14 protein-coding genes are annotated in these 16,387 nt (G+C 73.2%); 5 read left to right on the forward strand and 9 right to left on the reverse strand.

Annotated features, from left to right (window positions below; translation table 11 throughout):
* The 9 genes from SZN_RS43280 to SZN_RS28155 form a co-directional block, all read right to left on the reverse strand.
* On the reverse strand, positions 1 to 719 hold a 719-nt coding region (locus SZN_RS43280), incomplete at its 3' end, for a pentapeptide repeat-containing protein (RefSeq protein ID WP_007501600.1).
* Positions 720 to 768: 49 nt separating this feature from the next.
* Positions 769 to 1,512 carry a PIG-L deacetylase family protein gene (locus SZN_RS28120; protein ID WP_007501602.1) on the reverse strand — a complete coding sequence of 248 codons (744 nt, stop codon included), beginning with the start codon at positions 1,510 to 1,512 and terminating at the stop codon, positions 769 to 771.
* A 28-nt stretch (positions 1,513 to 1,540) separates the two neighbouring features.
* Positions 1,541 to 2,842 carry an alpha/beta fold hydrolase gene (locus tag SZN_RS28125; protein WP_007501603.1) on the reverse strand — a complete coding sequence of 434 codons (1,302 nt, stop codon included), beginning with the start codon at positions 2,840 to 2,842 and terminating at the stop codon, positions 1,541 to 1,543.
* Between the two features lie 135 nt (positions 2,843 to 2,977).
* The gene (locus SZN_RS28130; protein WP_007501605.1) at positions 2,978 to 4,003 is read right to left on the reverse strand and encodes a LacI family DNA-binding transcriptional regulator; all 1,026 of its coding nucleotides are present in this window, start codon (positions 4,001 to 4,003) and stop codon (positions 2,978 to 2,980) included.
* A gap of 170 nt (positions 4,004 to 4,173) precedes the next feature.
* On the reverse strand, positions 4,174 to 4,494 hold the full coding sequence (locus SZN_RS28135; RefSeq protein WP_007501607.1) for an L-rhamnose mutarotase: 321 nt from the start codon (positions 4,492 to 4,494) through the stop codon (positions 4,174 to 4,176).
* 17 nt (positions 4,495 to 4,511) lie between these two features.
* Positions 4,512 to 5,594: a rhamnose ABC transporter substrate-binding protein gene (gene rhaS, locus SZN_RS28140; protein WP_007501610.1), complete on the reverse strand. Its 1,083-nt coding sequence runs from the start codon at positions 5,592 to 5,594 to the stop codon at positions 4,512 to 4,514.
* Positions 5,595 to 5,663: 69 nt separating this feature from the next.
* Positions 5,664 to 6,662: an ABC transporter permease gene (locus tag SZN_RS28145; RefSeq protein ID WP_007501612.1), complete on the reverse strand. Its 999-nt coding sequence runs from the start codon at positions 6,660 to 6,662 to the stop codon at positions 5,664 to 5,666.
* Positions 6,655 to 7,695: an ABC transporter permease gene (locus SZN_RS28150; RefSeq protein WP_007501615.1), complete on the reverse strand. Its 1,041-nt coding sequence runs from the start codon at positions 7,693 to 7,695 to the stop codon at positions 6,655 to 6,657. Before SZN_RS28150 ends, SZN_RS28145 begins: the two co-directional genes overlap by 8 nt.
* Positions 7,692 to 9,209 (reverse strand): sugar ABC transporter ATP-binding protein, encoded by a 1,518-nt coding sequence (locus tag SZN_RS28155; RefSeq protein WP_007501617.1) that lies wholly within the window; start codon positions 9,207 to 9,209, stop codon positions 7,692 to 7,694. The genes SZN_RS28150 and SZN_RS28155 overlap by 4 nt, the downstream gene beginning before the upstream one ends.
* Before the next feature lie 317 nt (positions 9,210 to 9,526).
* On the opposite strand from SZN_RS28155, the gene rhaI reads away from it, so the two are divergent.
* The 5 genes from rhaI to SZN_RS28180 all read left to right on the forward strand — a co-directional run.
* Positions 9,527 to 10,687 carry an L-rhamnose isomerase gene (gene rhaI / locus SZN_RS28160; RefSeq protein ID WP_007501619.1) on the forward strand — a complete coding sequence of 387 codons (1,161 nt, stop codon included), beginning with the start codon at positions 9,527 to 9,529 and terminating at the stop codon, positions 10,685 to 10,687.
* A 107-nt stretch (positions 10,688 to 10,794) separates the two neighbouring features.
* Positions 10,795 to 12,834 carry a bifunctional rhamnulose-1-phosphate aldolase/short-chain dehydrogenase gene (locus SZN_RS28165; RefSeq protein ID WP_043733593.1) on the forward strand — a complete coding sequence of 680 codons (2,040 nt, stop codon included), beginning with the start codon at positions 10,795 to 10,797 and terminating at the stop codon, positions 12,832 to 12,834.
* On the forward strand, positions 12,831 to 14,279 hold the full coding sequence (locus SZN_RS28170; RefSeq protein WP_007501623.1) for a rhamnulokinase: 1,449 nt from the start codon (positions 12,831 to 12,833) through the stop codon (positions 14,277 to 14,279). The genes SZN_RS28165 and SZN_RS28170 overlap by 4 nt, the downstream gene beginning before the upstream one ends.
* A 73-nt stretch (positions 14,280 to 14,352) precedes the next feature.
* Entirely contained in the window at positions 14,353 to 15,108 is a 756-nt protein-coding gene (locus tag SZN_RS28175; protein ID WP_007501625.1) for a (Fe-S)-binding protein, read from the forward strand.
* Positions 15,105 to 16,387: lactate utilization protein B (locus tag SZN_RS28180; RefSeq protein WP_007501628.1), on the forward strand; the 1,283-nt coding region annotated here is incomplete at its 3' end. The genes SZN_RS28175 and SZN_RS28180, both read left to right, overlap by 4 nt.

Raw genomic sequence — 16,387 nt, forward strand, 5'->3', positions numbered from 1 at the left:
AGATCGGCGTCCGTCAGATCGGTGTCGCGCAGGTCGGCGCCGATGAGGTCCGCCCCGCGCAGATCGGCGCCCGTGAGGTCCGCGGCGATCAGCAGGGCGCCGCGCAGGTTCGCGCCGCGCAGGTCGGCGCCCCGCAGCCGGGCCCCCATCAGGTCCGCGCCCCGGCGGTCCTTGCCGCGGCCCCGGACACCGGAGCGCACCAGTTCGCTGGTGCGCCGCAGCAGTACGTCGACACGCCGGCGGTGGGCGGTGACGTCCAGCGCCGCCAGCTCCTGCGGGGTGCCCGCAGCCAGTTCCCGGGTCCGGGCCAGCAGGTCACGGAGGTCGGCGTGCACGGGGCGCGCGGCGGGCAGGGTGAGCGCCTCGGTCAGGTACCACAGCAGTTCGTGCAGCGCCCGGACGACCGGGAAGACACCGAACATCCGCCCCGGCAGCTCGGGCGGCCCCTGGCGCCAGTCCGCCCCGCCGAAGGTGACCCGGGAGACCTGCTGCCCGGCGCCGAAGCAGTCGTAGACCGTGCAGCCGCTGAAGCCGCTCTCCCGCAGCCGGGCGTGGATGCCGCAGCGGTGGTCGTCCCGGAGGTTGCGGCAGGGCGTCCCGGCGTCCTTGTCCACCGCGAAGTCCGCGGAGGCGGAGAAGGGCAGTGCCGCACAGCACAGGCCGAAGCAGCGCGCGCAGTCGCCGCGCAGTTCGCCGAGGCCACCGGTTCCGTCGTGCATGCCGGGAAGCCTAGCCGCCCCGCGGACGCCGGGTTCCGCCCCGTGCCGGCTACCGGCTGAACAGCTCGAACGCCACGGCCGGGCGTCCGCCGAACCGCTGCCCCGTCGCCTCGGCCGTCGAGGTGAGGAACCCGCGCGCGTACGCCTCGGGGTCCTCGTCCGTCAACGCCTCGATGTAGGCGCGGTGTTCGAGCAGGGAGGCCACCGCGCGCTCCAGGCCGGCCGAGGCGTCGACCGCGTGCGTGGGGGTGCTGGAACCGGCGACGGCGACCCAGCGGACGCCGTTCCACGGGGCGAGGCCGCGCTCGGTCAGCTCCGGGAAGATCCAGCGGTTGCCCGCGTCGCCCGCCGCGTCCAGCGTGGCGCGGCCGACCGCCACGTGGTCCGGGGTGTTCCAGGCGACGCCGCCCCAGGTGTCCCGGTGGTTGAGCGTGACGACGAGTTCGGGGCGGTGCCTGCGGATCGCGGCGGCGATGTCGCGGCGCAGCCCGATGCCGTACTCGATCACGCCGTCCCGGTGGTCGAGGAACTCCACGGTGCGCACGCCCACGGCCGCCGCACCGGCCCGCTGCTCGCGCTCGCGCAGCGGGCCGCAGGTCGCGGGGTCGACGGTGTCGATGCCCGCCTCGCCGCGGCTCGCGAGGACGTAGGCGACCTCTCGGCCGGCGTCGGTCCACGCGGCGATCGCCGCCGAGCAGCCGTACTCCAGGTCGTCCGGGTGCGCGACGACGGCGAGCGCGCGCTGCCAGTCGTCGGGCAGGGGCTGGAGCTGCGCGGGCGTCGGCTCGGTCATGCACCGCACCCTAACCCCGCCGGAGCCCTCACGCCTCGTCGCGGGTCAGGGCGAGCAGCCGGTCCAGCACGCGCGGGCCGCCGGCCCGGACCCCGTCGTGCTCGAACTCGTCGGTGACCCAGGTCCGCAGTCCGCGCACGGCGCGGGCGGTGGCCAGGGAGTGGGCGGTGTCCACGTACATGTCGTCGTGGTAGACCGCCGCGGCGACCGGGACCTCGTTGGCGGCCAGGCGCGCGGGGTCGTACAGGGGCGTCCAGTCGGTGCGGGCGGCCAGGAGTTCGGCGGTCTCGCGCAGCGGGCGCAGCGCCGGGTCGCAGTCGAACATCCAGGGGTGGACCGACTCGCCGGTGAACAGCAGGGGTGCGTCGCCCGCGAGCGTCTTGGCCGCGTCGAACTGCGGGAACTCCGCGCGCACCCGCTCCGCGGACCAGGCGGTGGGGCGCTCGTCCTGGCCGTAGATCGCCTCGTGGACGAGGGCGTACAGCGGGTGGCCCGCGTACGACAGCAGGCCCTGGACCTCCTCCTGGAAGGCGTCGGAGAGGGCCGGGCCCTGCGGGGTGCGCACGAAGGCGTCCTCCAGCAGGTAGTGCAGGCGGTGGCTGCCCTCGCTGCCGCCGAGCAGGATGCCGAGGGACTGGAACGCCTCCGCCGTCAGCCGGTAGCCGCCGGGCAGGACGACGTCGTGCGAGAGCAGGTGGTCGGCGATCCGGCGGGCGCGGTCGACGTCCTGGGGGTAACGCGCGTAGTGCGCGGCGACCTTGCGTTCGATGCGCGGGTAGGCGGCCCGGTAGACGTCGTCGGCGTGGGCGTCGAGGGAGGGCAGGCCGCCGGTGACGACGGCGGCGGTCAGGCCCTCGGGGGCGGTGGAGAGGTAGGTGGCCGCGCAGAAGCCGCCGAAGCTCTGGCCGAGCACGGTCCAGGGCGCGCCGCCGGTGACCTCGCGGCGGATCAGCTCGCAGTCCCGCACGATCGAGTCGGCGCGGAACCGGGTCAGGTAGCGGGCCTGTTCCGCGGGGCCGCCGCGCAGGGGCAGGGTCTGGCGGTTGGCGGGCGTGGAGTGGCCGGTGCCGCGCTGGTCGAGCAGCAGGACGCGGAACTCCTTGAGGGCGCGGCCGAGCCAGGCGCCCTTGCCGATGAAACGGTTCGCCCCGAAGCCGGGCCCGCCCTGGAGGTACACCAGCCAGGGCAGGTCCTGGTGCGCCTTGTCGCCGGCGACGACCTCGCGGGCGTAGAGCACGATCGTCTCGCCCGAGGGGTCGGCGTGGTCGAGGGGCACGGTGAAGTGGCGGTCGGTGAGGACGACGCCTGGCTGACGGTAGCTGAGGGACAACGGTGCTCCCGGGACGGATGGATTCTCTGGCCGCGTCCCGGTTCAGCACGGGGCGGCGTGCCGTCCGGGCCCCGGGATCACGACATCGTACTGAACGCCGGATCAGCAGCCCCGGCGCGTCGTGCTCCGGCCGGATCAGCGGGCGGGCAGGCTGGAGCGCCGCACGACCAGTTCCGGCCGCAGGACGACGCGCCGGTGCTCGTGCCGCCCGGCTCCGGTCGCGGCCTCGGTCTCCTCCAGCAGCATCCCGGCGGCGAGGGTGCCCATGGTCACGGCGGGCTGCCGTACGGAGGTGAGCGGGACGGCCGCCGCGGCGGCGAACTCGATGTCGTCGTAGCCGACGATCGCCAGGTCCTCGGGGACGTCCACACCGGCGGCGTACATCGCCTGGAGGACGCCGAGGGCGAGCAGGTCGTTGGCGCAGAACACCGCGGTCGGGCGTTCGGCGAGGCCCAGCAGCCGGGCGCCGGCGTCCCGGCCGGCGGCCACGTCGAGCCGCTCGGTGGGCAGTTCGCGCAGGCACTCGGGGCCGAGGCCGGCCTCCTCCAGGGCCTTCAGCGCGCCGGTGCGGCGGTCGCGGACCTGGGTGAGGCCCGGCGGGCCGCTGACGTAGGCGAGGGAGCGGTGGCCCGCGTCGGCGAGATGGCGCACGGCCAGGGCGCCGCCCGCCACGTCGTCGACGGAGACCGAGCACTCGGTGGTGCCCTCGGCGACCCGGTCGACGAGGACGAAGGGGATGCCGTGCCGCCGGAACGCCTCGATGTTGCGGCCGGTGGCGTCGGCCGGGGTCAGCAGCACGCCGCGCACCCGCTGTTCGGCGAAGAGGGACAGGTAGTCGGCCTCCTCGTCGGCGCTCTGCGCGCTGTTGCAGACCATCACGCCCAGGCCGGCGTCGCGCGCGGTGCGCTCGGCGCCGCGCGCCACGTCGACGAAGAAGGGGTTGCCCATGTCGAGGACGAGCAGACCCATGATCCTGCTGCGGCCGGCGCGCAGTTGGCGCGCGGACTCGCTGCGGACGTAGCCCAGCCGGTCGATCGCGGACTGCACCCGCGCCCGGGTCTCGGTCGCGACGGTGTCCGGGCGGTTGATGACGTTCGAGACGGTGCCGACGGAGACTCCGGCGGCACGGGCGACGTCCTTGATACCCACCGACTGGGCCATCGGGCAGGGACCTCCAGGGAGACGGGTCGGACTCGGGCGGCGGGAAGGGCCTTCACATTAGCGTCATGCCGCCCACAACGGCTGCGGTCGGGCGCGGCGGCGCACGGCCGGGGCGGGCGCCGCGCCCGGCGGTGGGCCGGGGTCCGTCCGCGGGTCTGCGGCGGACGGGTTCAGGCGAGGTGGAACACTTCCGTGAGCGGTTTCACGGCCTCGTCGGGCCGGGCGCCGTCCAGCGCTTCGAAGAACGGCGCCATCTGCGTCTGCCAGCGCGCGTTGACCCCGGTGGCCTCCATGCCGGCGACGGCCGCCGCGAAGTCCTCGGTCTCCAGGTAGCCGACGAGCAGGCCGTCGTCGCGCAGGAAGAGCGAGTAGTTGTGCCAGCCGGTGGCCCGCAACGCGTCGAGCATCTCGGGCCACACCGCGGCGTGGCGTTCGCGGTACTCGTCCAGGCGGTCCGCCCGGACCTTGAGCAGGAAGCACACGCGCTGCATCGACAGCCCCTCGCGGATCAGAAGTTGAACTGGTCGATGTTCTTGGCGTCGAACACGGTCGGCTTGCCGAGGCTGATCACGCCGTCCTTGCCGAGGGCGTACTCGCCCATGCCGCCGGCCGTGAAGGTCTCGCCCTCCTTGCCGGTGATCTGCCCGGAGGCCAGGGCGACGGCGGTGCGCGCGGCCAGCTCGCCGAGCTTCGCCGGGTCCCACAGCTCGAACGCCTCGACGGTGCCGTTCTTGACGTACTTGCGCATGTCGTTGGGGGTGCCGAGGCCGGTCAGCTTGACCTTGCCCTTGTACTTGGAGCCCGACAGGTACTGGGCGGCGGCCTTGATGCCGACGGTGGTCGGGGAGATGATCCCCTTCAGGTTCGGGTACTCCTGGAGCAGGCCCTGGGTCTGCTGGAAGGACTTCTGGGCGTCGTCGTCGCCGTAGGCGACCTTGACCAGCTTGACGTCCTTGTACTTGGGGTCCTTCAACTCCTGCTTCATGAAGTCGATCCAGACGTTCTGGTTGGTCGCGGTCTGCGCGGCGGACAGGACCGCGATCTCGCCCTTGTAGCCGATCTGCTCGGCCAGGAGCTGCACCTCGGTACGGCCGAGGTCCTCGGCGGACGCCTGCGAGACGAAGGCGTTGCGGCAGTCGGCGGTGGTGTCGGAGTCGTAGGTGACGACCTTGATGCCGTTCTTCATGGCCTGCTTGAGCGCGGTGCACAGGGCGCCCGGGTCCTGCGCGGACACGGCCATGGCGTCGACCTGCTGCTGGGTGAGGGTGTTGACGTAGGAGACCTGGCCCGCGGTGTCGGTGGCGCTGGAGGGGCCGACCTCCTTGTAGGTGGAGCCGAGTTCCTTCACGGCCGCCTCGCCGCCCTTGTCGGCGGAGGTGAAGTAGGGGTTGTTGACCTGCTTGGGCAGGAAGCCGACGGTCAGGCCCTTCTTCAGTGCCGCGTTCGGGTCGGCCTTGCCGCCGCTCGCGGCCGGGGCGCCCTCGTTCTTGACGTCCTCCTTGGTGGTGCCGCCGCACGCGGTGAGCGCCAGGGCGAGCGAGGTGGCGGCGGCGAGGCCCGCGGTGGCACGGCGCAGGGATGACTTACGCATGGTGATGGTCCTTTGCGAGGAAGGGCTGGGCTTGCGAGGAAGGGCTGGGCTTGCGGGGAAGGGCTGTACTCACGGGGTCGGGGGCGCGGCCCGGACTGCTCTGCGGCCGGCCCTCGCCACGGCGATCTGGCGTGCGACGCGGGGGCCGAGCACGGACAGGACGAGCAGGACGCCGGTGACGACGATCTGCGACTGCGCGGAGACGTCCTGGAGGCTCATCACGTTCTGCAGCGCGCCGAGCAGGAAGACTCCGGCGACCGCGCCGCCGAGCGTGCCCTTGCCGCCGTCGAAGTCGATGCCGCCGAGCAGGACGGCGGCGACGACGGACAGTTCGAGGCCGGTGGCGTTGTCGTAGCGGGCGCTCGCGTAGTGCAGCGCCCAGAAGACGCCGGTGAGGGAGGCCATCAGGCCGGTGACGGTGAACAGGATCAGCTTCTGGCGCCTGACGCGGACGCCCGCGAACCGCGCGGCCTCCTCGCTCGCGCCGGTCGCGAACAGCGACCGCCCGAACGGGGTGGCGTGCAGCGCGACGACGGCGATCGCGAGGAGCAGCAGGAAGGGCAGCAGCGCGTACGGGACGAAGGTGTCGCCGATGCGTCCGGAGGCGAAGTCCAGGTAGGGGGTGGGGAAGTCGGTCACGGCGTCCGAGCCGAGCACGATCTGCGCGATGCCCCGGTAGGCGGCGAGGGTGCCGATGGTGACGGCGAGGGAGGGCAGCCCGAGCCGGGTGACCAGCAGGCCGTTGACCAGCCCGCACACCACGCCGAGCAGGAGGCAGATCGGGATGATCGTCTCGATGCTCATGCCCTGGTTCCACAGGGCGCCCATGACCGCGCCGGACAGCCCGGCGGTCGAGGCGACGGAGAGGTCGATCTCGCCCGAGACGACCAGCAGGGTCATCGGCAGGGCGATCAGGGCGATCGGCAGGGTGTTGCCGATCAGGAACGACAGGTTGAGCGCGTTGCCGAAACCGTCGACCAGGCCGAAGGACAGCAGGAGCACGGTGATCAGCAGCGCGCCGACGACCGTGTCCCAGCGGACCGCGCGCGACAGGGAGACGTCAGCCATGGCGGGCGTTCCTCTTCTTCAGGGCGTTGGCCACGCGCAGCGCGACGATCCGGTCGACGGCGATGGCGAGGATGAGCAGGATGCCGTTGATGGCGAGCACCCAGACGGAGCTGACGCCGAGGGCGGGCAGCACGCTGTTGACGGAGGTCAGCAGCAGCGCGCCGAGGGCGGCGCCGTAGACGCTGCCGGAGCCGCCGGTGAAGACGACGCCGCCGACCACGACGGCGCTGACGACGGTGAGTTCGTAGCCGCTTCCGGTGCCGGAGTCGACGTTGCCGAACCGGGCCAGGTACAGGGCGCCGGCGAGTCCGGCGAGGGCGCCGCAGAAGGTGTAGGCGGCGAGGATGCGCCTGCGCACCGGGATGCCGGCGAGCCGGGCGGCCTCGGGGTTGGAGCCGAGGGCGTACAGCTCGCGGCCGCTGCCGTAGTGCTTGAGGAAGTAGGCGGTGGCCACGAGCACGGCGAGCGCGATGAGCGCCGGCCACGGCACGGCGGAGATGCCGCCGGAGCCGAAGTCCACGAAGGAGTCGGGCAGGGCGGAGGCGACGATCTGCCGGGAGCCGACCCAGATGGAGTCGATGCCGCGGACGATGTAGAGCGTGCCGAGGGTGACGACGAGGGCGGGCACCTGGCCGAGGCTGACGAGCAGTCCGTTGAGCAGTCCGAAGCCGACGCCGAGCAGGACGGCGAGGAGCACGGCGACGACCGGGTTGCCGCCGTCCTGGAGGTAGAGGCCGGCCGCGAAGGCGCTGATGCCGAGGACGGAGCCGACCGACAGGTCGACGTTGCGGGTGAGGACGACCACGGCCTGGCCGGTGGCGACCAGCACCAGGATCGTGGCGTTCAGCAGCAGGTCCTTGATGCCCTGCTCGGTGAGGAACTCGCTGTTGCCCAGCTGGGTGACGACGATCATCACCAGCAGGACGGCCAGGATGGCGAGTTCGCGCATCCTGAAGACGCGGTCGACCAGGCGGGTGCCGCTGGACTTGGGCACGTCGGCCGCGGGGGCCTCGGGGGGAGCGGTCACCGTCATGCGGCGGCCCTCCCGGTGGCTGCGGCCATCACGGTTTCCTCGGTGGCTTCGGAGCGCGGGATCTCGGCGGTGAGCCGGCCCTCGTGCATCACGAGCACGCGGTCGGCCATGCCGAGGATCTCGGGCAGGTCGGAGGAGATCATCAGTACGGCCACCCCGTCGGCGGCCAACTCACTGAGCAGCCGGTGCACTTCGGCCTTGGTCCCGACGTCGATGCCGCGGGTGGGCTCGTCCACGATCAGCACCCGGGGGCCGGTGGCGAGCCACTTGGCGAGGACGACCTTCTGCTGGTTGCCGCCGGAGAGGGTGGAGACGGCGTCGGCGATGCGGGTGTACTTGACCTGGAGTCTCACGGCCCAGTCGAGGGAGCGGCTGCGTTCGGCGGCGCGGTCCATCAGGCCCGCCCGGACGGTGGTGCGCAGTCCGGTGAGGCCGATGTTGCGCTCGATGGACATGTCCATCACCAGGCCCTGGGCGCGCCGGTCCTCGGGGACGAGGGCGAGTCCGGCGGCCATCGCGGTGGAGGGGGCGCCGTTGGTCAGGGCCCTGCCGTCGACCGTGACCTCGCCGGCGTCCCGGCGGTCGACGCCGAAGACGGCCCGCGCGACCTCGGTGCGCCCGGCGCCGACGAGTCCGGCGAGGCCGACGATCTCACCGCGGCGTACGTCGAAGGAGACGTCGGTGAAGACGCCCTCGCGGGTCAGGCGGCGCACGCTCAGGGCGATCTCGCCGGGCGTCACGTCCTGCTTGGGGTAGAGGTCGTCGAGGTCGCGGCCGACCATGCGGCGCACGAGGTCGTCCTCGGTCATGCCCGCCAGCGGCTCGCTGGCGATCAGGGCGCCGTCGCGCAGGGTGGTGACGCGCTCGCAGATCCGGAAGATCTCCTCCAGCCGGTGGGAGATGAACAGGACGGCGGCGCCCTGCTCGCGCAGGGTGCGCACGACGCCGAAGAGGCGGGCGACCTCGCTGCCGGTGAGGGCGGCGGTCGGCTCGTCCATGATCAGGACCCGGGCGTCGAAGGAGAGCGCCTTGGCGATCTCGACGATCTGCTGGTCGGCGATGGACAGTCCGCGCGCGGGGCGGTCGGGGTCGAGTTCGACGCCGAGGCGCCGCATGAGGGCGAGGGTGGCGGTGTGGGTGGCCCGGTGGTCGATGCGGCCGAGGGAGCGCCGGGGGCGGCGGCCCATGAAGATGTTCTCGGCGATCGACAGGTCGGGGAAGAGGGTCGGCTCCTGGTAGATGACGGCGACGCCGGCGTCGCGGGCGTCACCGGGGCCGTGGAGGACGACGGGCGCGCCGTCGAGCAGCACCTGGCCGGCGTCGGGCCGGTGCACGCCGGCGAGCGTCTTGATCAGGGTCGACTTGCCCGCGCCGTTCTCGCCGGCGAGCGCGTGCACCTCCCCGGGCAGCAGCTCCAGGGAGACGTCCCGCAGGGCGCGGACCGCGCCGAAGGACTTGGAGACGTCCCTGAGCGCCAGAACCGGGGCCGAACCCGTGGTGGACGGGTGGGTCATGAGGGCTCCTCGACGACACCGGCGGGACGGCCCTCCCGGCGTCGTGAAAGGTTTCAACTTGGTTGCCGGGACGTTAGACATGGAGCGCATGTCACGTCAATGGGTCCGTGTCGAAAAAGTTTCGAGCCTCAAGGTCACGGCGGAGTCACGGGAAGCCGGCTGTGCCGCGGGGGTTGACACCCCTTCGGGGGCCTCGTACGTTCCCGTCTTGAATCGTTTCATGGCGAAGCGATGTCCAGCGATGTCGGCGCAACCTCCGGCGCACCCTCCGCCGGAACCTCCGCCGGATCTTCGTCCCCACGTCACAGGAGCCCCAAGTGACCGAGCTCGCCGCGGTGAAGGCCGCACTCAGGACCCAGGCCGTCGAGACGCCGTCGTGGGCGTACGGGAACTCGGGGACGCGGTTCAAGGTGTTCGCCCAGCAGGGCGTGCCGCGCACTCCGCGGGAGAAGCTCGCGGACGCGGCGAAGGTGCACGAGTTCACCGGTGCCGCCCCCACCGTCGCCCTGCACATCCCGTGGGACCGGGTCGACGACTACGCCGCGCTGGCCGGGTACGCCGAGGACCACGGTGTGCGGCTCGGCACGATCAACTCCAACACCTTCCAGGACGACGACTACCGGCTCGGCAGCGTCTGCCACCCCGAGGCGGCGGTGCGGCGCAAGGCCGTGGACCACCTCCTGGAGTGCGTCGACATCATGGACGCCACCGGCTCGCGGGATCTGAAGCTGTGGTTCGCCGACGGCACCAACTACCCCGGCCAGGACGACATCCGGGCCCGCCAGGACCGGCTGGCGCAGGCGCTGGCCCAGGTGTACGCGCGGCTCGGGGACGGGCAGCGGATGCTGCTGGAGTACAAGCTGTTCGAGCCCGCCTTCTACACCACCGACGTGCCGGACTGGGGCACGGCCTACGCGCACTGCCTCAAGCTCGGCCCCCAGGCGCAGGTCGTCGTCGACACCGGGCACCACGCGCCCGGCACCAACATCGAGTTCATCGTCGCCACACTGCTGCGCGAGGGCAGGCTCGGCGCCTTCGACTTCAACTCGCGCTTCTACGCGGACGACGACCTCATGGTCGGCGCCGCGGACCCCTTCCAGCTGTTCCGGATCATGTACGAGGTCGTGCGCGGCGGCGGGTTCACCGCCGACGTGGCCTTCATGCTCGACCAGTGCCACAACATCGAGGCGAAGATCCCGGCGATCATCCGCTCCGTCATGAACGTGCAGGAGGCCACGGCGAAGGCGCTGCTGGTCGACCGCGGGGCACTGGCCGCGGCGCAGGCCGCCGGGGACGTGCTGGAGGCCAACGCCGTCCTGATGGACGCCTACAACACCGACGTGCGGCCGCTGCTGGCCGAGGTGCGCGAGGAGAGCGGGCTCGACCCGGACCCGCTGGGCGCCTACCGGCGGTCCGGGTGGGCCGAGAAGATCGTGGCCGACCGCGTGGGCGGCCTGCAGGCCGGATGGGGGGCGTAGCCGCCCGCCGTCCGCGGACCGCGGGCCGGGTTCCGCCCGGCCGCGCGGTCGTCCCGCGCCCCGAGGGGGCGCCTTCCCCGCCCTTCGTCAGAGAGGACCGCATGTCCATGGCCCCCCGTCCCGAGGCCGACGCGCTGCTCGCCCGCTCCCGCCGGCTCGGCGCCGACCCCCGCAACACCAACTACGCCGGCGGCAACACCTCCGCCCAGGGCACCGGCACCGACCCCGTGACCGGCGGTGACGTCGAGCTGCTGTGGGTCAAGGGGTCCGGCGGCGACCTCGGCACGCTCACCGAGGACGGGCTCGCCGTGCTGCGGCTCGACCGGCTGCGCGCCCTCAAGGACGTCTACCCCGGCGTCGAGCGCGAGGACGAGATGGTCGCCGCCTTCGACTACTGCCTGCACGGCAGGGGAGGCGCCGCCCCCTCCATCGACACGGCCATGCACGGGCTCGTCGAGGCCGCCCACGTCGACCATCTGCACCCCGACTCGGGCATCGCCCTCGCGTGCGCCGCCGACGGGGAGGAGCTGACCGCCGAGTGCTTCGGCGACAGCGTGGTGTGGGTGCCCTGGCGGCGTCCCGGGTTCCAGCTGGGACTGGACATCGCCGCCGTGAAGAAGGCCCATCCGCAGGCCGTCGGCTGTGTGCTCGGCGGGCACGGCATCACCGCCTGGGGCGAGACCTCCGAGGAGTGCGAGCGCAACTCCCTGCACATCATCCGCACCGCCGAGGCGTTCCTGCGCGAGCGCGGCAGGGCCGAGCCCTTCGGGCCGGTCCTGGAGGGGTACGAACCGCTGCCGGAGGCCGAGCGCCGCGAGCGCGCCGCCGCGCTGGCGCCGCACGTGCGCGCCGTCGCCTCGCAGGACCGGGCCCAGGTCGGGCACTACGACGACTCGGATGCCGTGCTCGACTTCCTGGCCCGCGCCGCGCACCCGCGCCTGGCCGCGCTCGGCACCTCCTGCCCCGACCACTTCCTGCGCACCAAGGTGCGTCCGCTGGTGCTGGACCTGCCGCCGTCCGCGCCGCTGGAGGAGGCCGTCGCACGGCTGGGCGAGCTGCACGCCGCGTACCGCGAGGAGTACGCCGCCTACTACCGCCGGCACGCCCTGCCCGACTCCCCCGCGATGCGCGGCGCCGACCCGGCGATCGTGCTGGTGCCCGGCGTCGGCATGTTCAGCTTCGGCAAGGACAAGCAGACCGCCCGGGTGGCGGGCGAGTTCTACGTCAACGCGGTCAACGTGATGCGCGGCGCGGAGGCCGTCTCCTCCTACGCGCCCATCGAGGAGTCGGAGAAGTTCCGCATCGAGTACTGGGCGCTGGAGGAGGCCAAGCTGCGGCGGATGCCGCGGCCCAAGGCGCTCGCGACGCGCGTCGCGCTGGTGACGGGCGCGGGCAGCGGCATCGGCAGGGCCATCGCCGGGCGGCTGGCCGCCGAGGGGGCGTGCGTGGTCGTCGCCGACCTCGACGGCGCGAGCGCCGAGGCCGTGGCCGGGGAACTGGGCGGCGCGGACCGGGCCGTGGCGGTGCGGATGGACGTCACCTCCGAGGAGCAGATCGCCGACGCGTTCCGCACGGCCGTGCTCGCCTTCGGCGGTGTCGACCTCGTCGTCAACAACGCGGGCATCTCCGTGTCCAAGCCGCTCCTGGAGACCACCGCCCGCGACTGGGACCTCCAGCACGACATCATGGCCCGCGGCTCCTTCCTGGTGTCGCGGGAGGCGGCCCGGGTGATGACGGCGCAGAAGCTGGGCGGCGACATCGTCTACATCGCCTCCAAGAACGGCGTGTTCGCCGGCCCGAACAACATCGCGTACGGCGCCACCAAGGCCGACCAGGCCCATCAGGTGCGGCTGCTGGCGGCCGAACTCGGCGAGCACGGCATCCGCGTCAACGGCGTCAACCCGGACGGCGTCGTGCGCGGTTCGGGCATCTTCGCCGGCGGCTGGGGCGCCCGGCGGGCCGCGGTGTACGGCGTCGAGGAGGCGAAGCTCGGCGAGTTCTACGCGCAGCGGACCCTCCTCAAGCGGGAGGTGCTGCCGGAGCACGTCGCCAACGCCGTGTTCGCCCTGACCGGCGGGGAGCTGACGCACACCACCGGGCTGCACATCCCGGTCGACGCGGGCGTCGCGGCCGCCTTCCTGCGATGAGCGCCCGCGAGAGGTCGTACGCCGCGGTCGACCTCGGCGCGTCCAGCGGGCGCGTCATGGTCGGCCGCGTCGGCCCCGGCCGGCTGGAGCTGACGCAGGCGCACCGCTTCCCCAACCGGCCGGTGCGGGTGCCCGAGGGGCTGCGCTGGGACGTCCTCGGGCTGTACGCCGGGGTGCTGGCGGGCCTGCGGGCGGCCGGGCCCGTCGCCTCGGTCGGCATCGACAGCTGGGCCGTCGACTACGGCCTGCTGGACGCCGACGGGGCGCTGCTCGGCAACCCGGTGCACTACCGCGACCCGCGCACCGAGGGGGTCGCCGAGCAGGTGTGGGCGACGCTCCCGGCCCGCGAGCTGTACGCGGCGACGGGGCTGCAGTACGCGCCCTTCAACACGCTGTACCAGCTGGCCGCCGCGCGCGGCTCCGCCCAGCTGGCGCAGGCGAGGCGTCTGCTGCTGATCCCGGACCTGCTGTCGTACTGGCTCACCGGCGAGCAGGGCACCGAGCTCACCAACGCCTCCACCACCCAGCTCGTCGACCCCCGCACCCGCGACTGGGCCCGCGGGGTCGCCGCCCGGCTGGACATCGACCTCGGCCTGTTCGCGCCGCTGCGGCGGCCCGGCGACCCCGCGGGGCTGCTGCGCGCCGAGGTGCTGGAGGAGACCGGGCTGAGCGGGCCGGTGCCGGTGACCGCGGTCGGCTCGCACGACACCGCCTCGGCGGTGGCGGCGGTCCCCGCCGCGGGTGAGCGGTTCGCGTACATCTGCACCGGCACCTGGTCGCTGGCCGGGCTGGAACTGACCGCGCCCGTGCTCACCGAGGAGAGCCGGGCCGCCAACTTCACCAACGAGCTGGGCCTGGACGGCACGGTCCGCTACCTGCGCAACATCATGGGCCTGTGGCTGCTCCAGGAGTGCCTGCGGGCCTGGGGCGACCCGGACCTGGAGGCGCTGCTGAGCGCGGCGGCCGAGGTGCCGGCGCTGCGGTCGGTCGTGGACGCGGGCGACGCCGCGTTCCTCGCGCCGGGGCGGATGCCGGAGCGTATCGCCGAGGCGTGCCGGGCCTCCGGGCAGCCGGTGCCCGCGACGCCCGCGCAGACCACCCGGTGCATCCTCGACTCGCTCGCGCTGGCGCACCGCCGGGCCGTCGCCGACGCGCGGCGGCTGGCCGGCCATCCGGTCGACGTCGTGCACATCGTCGGCGGCGGTGCCCGCAACGCGCTGCTGTGCCGGCTCACCGCGGACGCCTGCGGTCTGCCGGTGGTGGCGGGCCCGGCCGAGGCCGCCGCCCTCGGGAACGTCCTGGTCCAGGCCCGTGCCCAGGGGCTGGTGGGGGATCTCGCGGACGGGCGCCGGCTGCTCACCCGCACCCAGCCGCTGACCCGGTACGAGCCGCGGGGGGACACCTCCCGGTGGGACGCGGCGGCGGCGCGGCTCGCTCTGGAATGAGACGGGACTCCCGTCGGCCGCGTGGCGGCACTACTCTGCACTCATCCGATGACCGATCCCTAGGGAGCCGCGAATGCGTGTCGCCCTGTTCCTGACCTGCGTCAATGACACGCTCTATCCGGATACCGGGCGTGCCGTGGTGAAACTGCTGACCAGGCTGGGGGTGGACATCGACTTCCCGATGGCCCAGACCTGCTGCGGCCAGGCCCACTACAACACCGGATACCGCCACGAGGCCGAGCCGCTGGCCCGGCATTTCTCCGATGTCTTCGGGGAGTACGACGCGATCGTCACCCCGTCCGGCTCCTGCGGCGCGATGGTGCGGGAGCTGTATCCGCGGATGGGCGAGCGGGCGCGGGCCGAGGGGCGCGGGGACACGCTCGCCGCGACCCTGGCGCCGGTGGTGCCGAAGACGTACGAGCTGACGGAGTTCCTGGTGGACGTGCTGGGGGTGACGGACGTCGGCGCCCACTACCCGCACCGGGTGACCTACCACCCGACCTGTCACGGGCTGCGCGGTCTCGGGCTCGGCGAGCGGCCCCTGCGGCTGCTGCGGGCCGTGAAGGGGCTGGAGCTGATCGAGCTGCCCGGCGCCGAGGAGTGCTGCGGGTTCGGCGGCACCTTCGCGCTGAAGAACGCCGACGTCTCGGCGGCGATGGGCACCGACAAGGTGCGCAACGCCGAGTCCACCGGCGCCGAGGTGCTGTGCGCGGCCGACAACTCCTGCCTGATGCACATCGGCGGCACCATGGCACGGCTGCGCACGGGCATGCGGCCGGTGCACATCGCGGAGATCCTGGCGAGCACAGAGGAGGAACCGGCACTGTGAGCGGGACGTTCGTCGGGATGCCGGCGTTTCCGGAGGCCGCGCGCGAGGCGGTGCGCGACGCGACCCTGCGCGGCAATCTGCGGCACGCCACGCACACCATCCGCGCCAAGCGGGCCGCCGCGGTCGCCGAGGTGTCCGACTGGGCGGAGCTGCGTGAGGCGGGCAAGCGCATCAAGGACCACACGCTGCGCCATCTCGACCGCTATCTCGTGCAGTTGGAGGAGGCGGTGACGGCGGCGGGCGGCACCGTCCACTGGGCCGCCGACGCCGGCGAGGCGAACCGGATCGTGGCCGGCCTGGTCAAGGCGACCGGCGAGTCGGAGGTCGTCAAGGTCAAGTCGATGGCCACCCAGGAGATCGGGCTGAACGAGGCGCTGGAGGCGGAGGGCATCCGCGCCTACGAGACCGATCTGGCCGAACTGATCGTGCAGTTGGGCAGGGACCGGCCCTCGCACATCCTCGTCCCGGCGATCCACCGCAACCGCGGCGAGATCCGGGACATCTTCCGCGGCGAGATGGGCGGTTGGGGCCGCCCCGCGCCCGACGGGCTCGCCGACAGCCCGGCCGACCTCGCGGAGGCGGCCCGCCTCCATCTGCGGGAGAAGTTCCTGCGGGCCAGGGTCGGCGTCTCCGGCGCCAACTTCATGGTCGCCGAGACCGGCACGATGGTGGTCGTGGAGTCCGAGGGCAACGGGCGGATGTGCCTGACCCTGCCCGAGACGCTGATCTCCGTGGTCGGCATCGAGAAGGTCGTGCCCACCTGGCGGGACCTGGAGGTGTTCCTGCAGACCCTCCCCCGGTCCTCCACCGCCGAGCGCATGAACCCGTACACCTCGACGTGGACCGGTACGACGGACGCGGAGGCGGCCGACGGGCCGCGCAGCTTCCACCTGGTCCTGCTCGACAACGGCCGCACCGACACGCTCGCCGACGACGTCGGCCGCCAGGCCCTGCGCTGCATCCGCTGCTCGGCGTGCCTCAATGTGTGCCCGGTGTACGAGCGGGCCGGCGGACACGCCTACGGCTCGGTCTACCCGGGTCCGATCGGCGCGATCCTCAGTCCCCAACTGCGGGGCGTGCAGAGCGGGATCGACGCCTCGCTGCCGTACGCGTCGTCGCTGTGCGGGGCCTGCTACGAGGTCTGCCCGGTCGCCATCGACATCCCCGAGGTGCTGGTGCACCTGCGGGAGCGGGTCGTGCAGGGCGGTCCGGCGACCGCGCGGGGCGACCGGGTGGTGCTGAAGCCGGCGAAGGGGCACGCCGCCGAGCGGGCCGCGAT

Source organism: Streptomyces zinciresistens K42 (assembly GCF_000225525.1).
Lineage (GTDB): Bacteria > Actinomycetota > Actinomycetes > Streptomycetales > Streptomycetaceae > Streptomyces > Streptomyces zinciresistens.

Coding starts and splice junctions, on each gene's coding strand:
- SZN_RS28145 (WP_007501612.1), bottom strand. CDS start 6,662: ATGGCTGACGTCTCCCTGTCGCGCGCGGTCCGCTGGGACACGGTCGTC.
- SZN_RS28150 (WP_007501615.1), bottom strand. CDS start 7,695: ATGACGGTGACCGCTCCCCCCGAGGCCCCCGCGGCCGACGTGCCCAAG.
- SZN_RS28120 (WP_007501602.1), bottom strand. CDS start 1,512: ATGACCGAGCCGACGCCCGCGCAGCTCCAGCCCCTGCCCGACGACTGG.
- SZN_RS28130 (WP_007501605.1), bottom strand. CDS start 4,003: ATGGCCCAGTCGGTGGGTATCAAGGACGTCGCCCGTGCCGCCGGAGTC.
- SZN_RS28155 (WP_007501617.1), bottom strand. CDS start 9,209: ATGACCCACCCGTCCACCACGGGTTCGGCCCCGGTTCTGGCGCTCAGG.
- SZN_RS28170 (WP_007501623.1), top strand. CDS start 12,831: ATGAGCGCCCGCGAGAGGTCGTACGCCGCGGTCGACCTCGGCGCGTCC.
- SZN_RS28165 (WP_043733593.1), top strand. CDS start 10,795: ATGGCCCCCCGTCCCGAGGCCGACGCGCTGCTCGCCCGCTCCCGCCGG.
- SZN_RS28175 (WP_007501625.1), top strand. CDS start 14,353: ATGCGTGTCGCCCTGTTCCTGACCTGCGTCAATGACACGCTCTATCCG.
- SZN_RS28135 (WP_007501607.1), bottom strand. CDS start 4,494: ATGCAGCGCGTGTGCTTCCTGCTCAAGGTCCGGGCGGACCGCCTGGAC.
- rhaS (WP_007501610.1), bottom strand. CDS start 5,594: ATGCGTAAGTCATCCCTGCGCCGTGCCACCGCGGGCCTCGCCGCCGCC.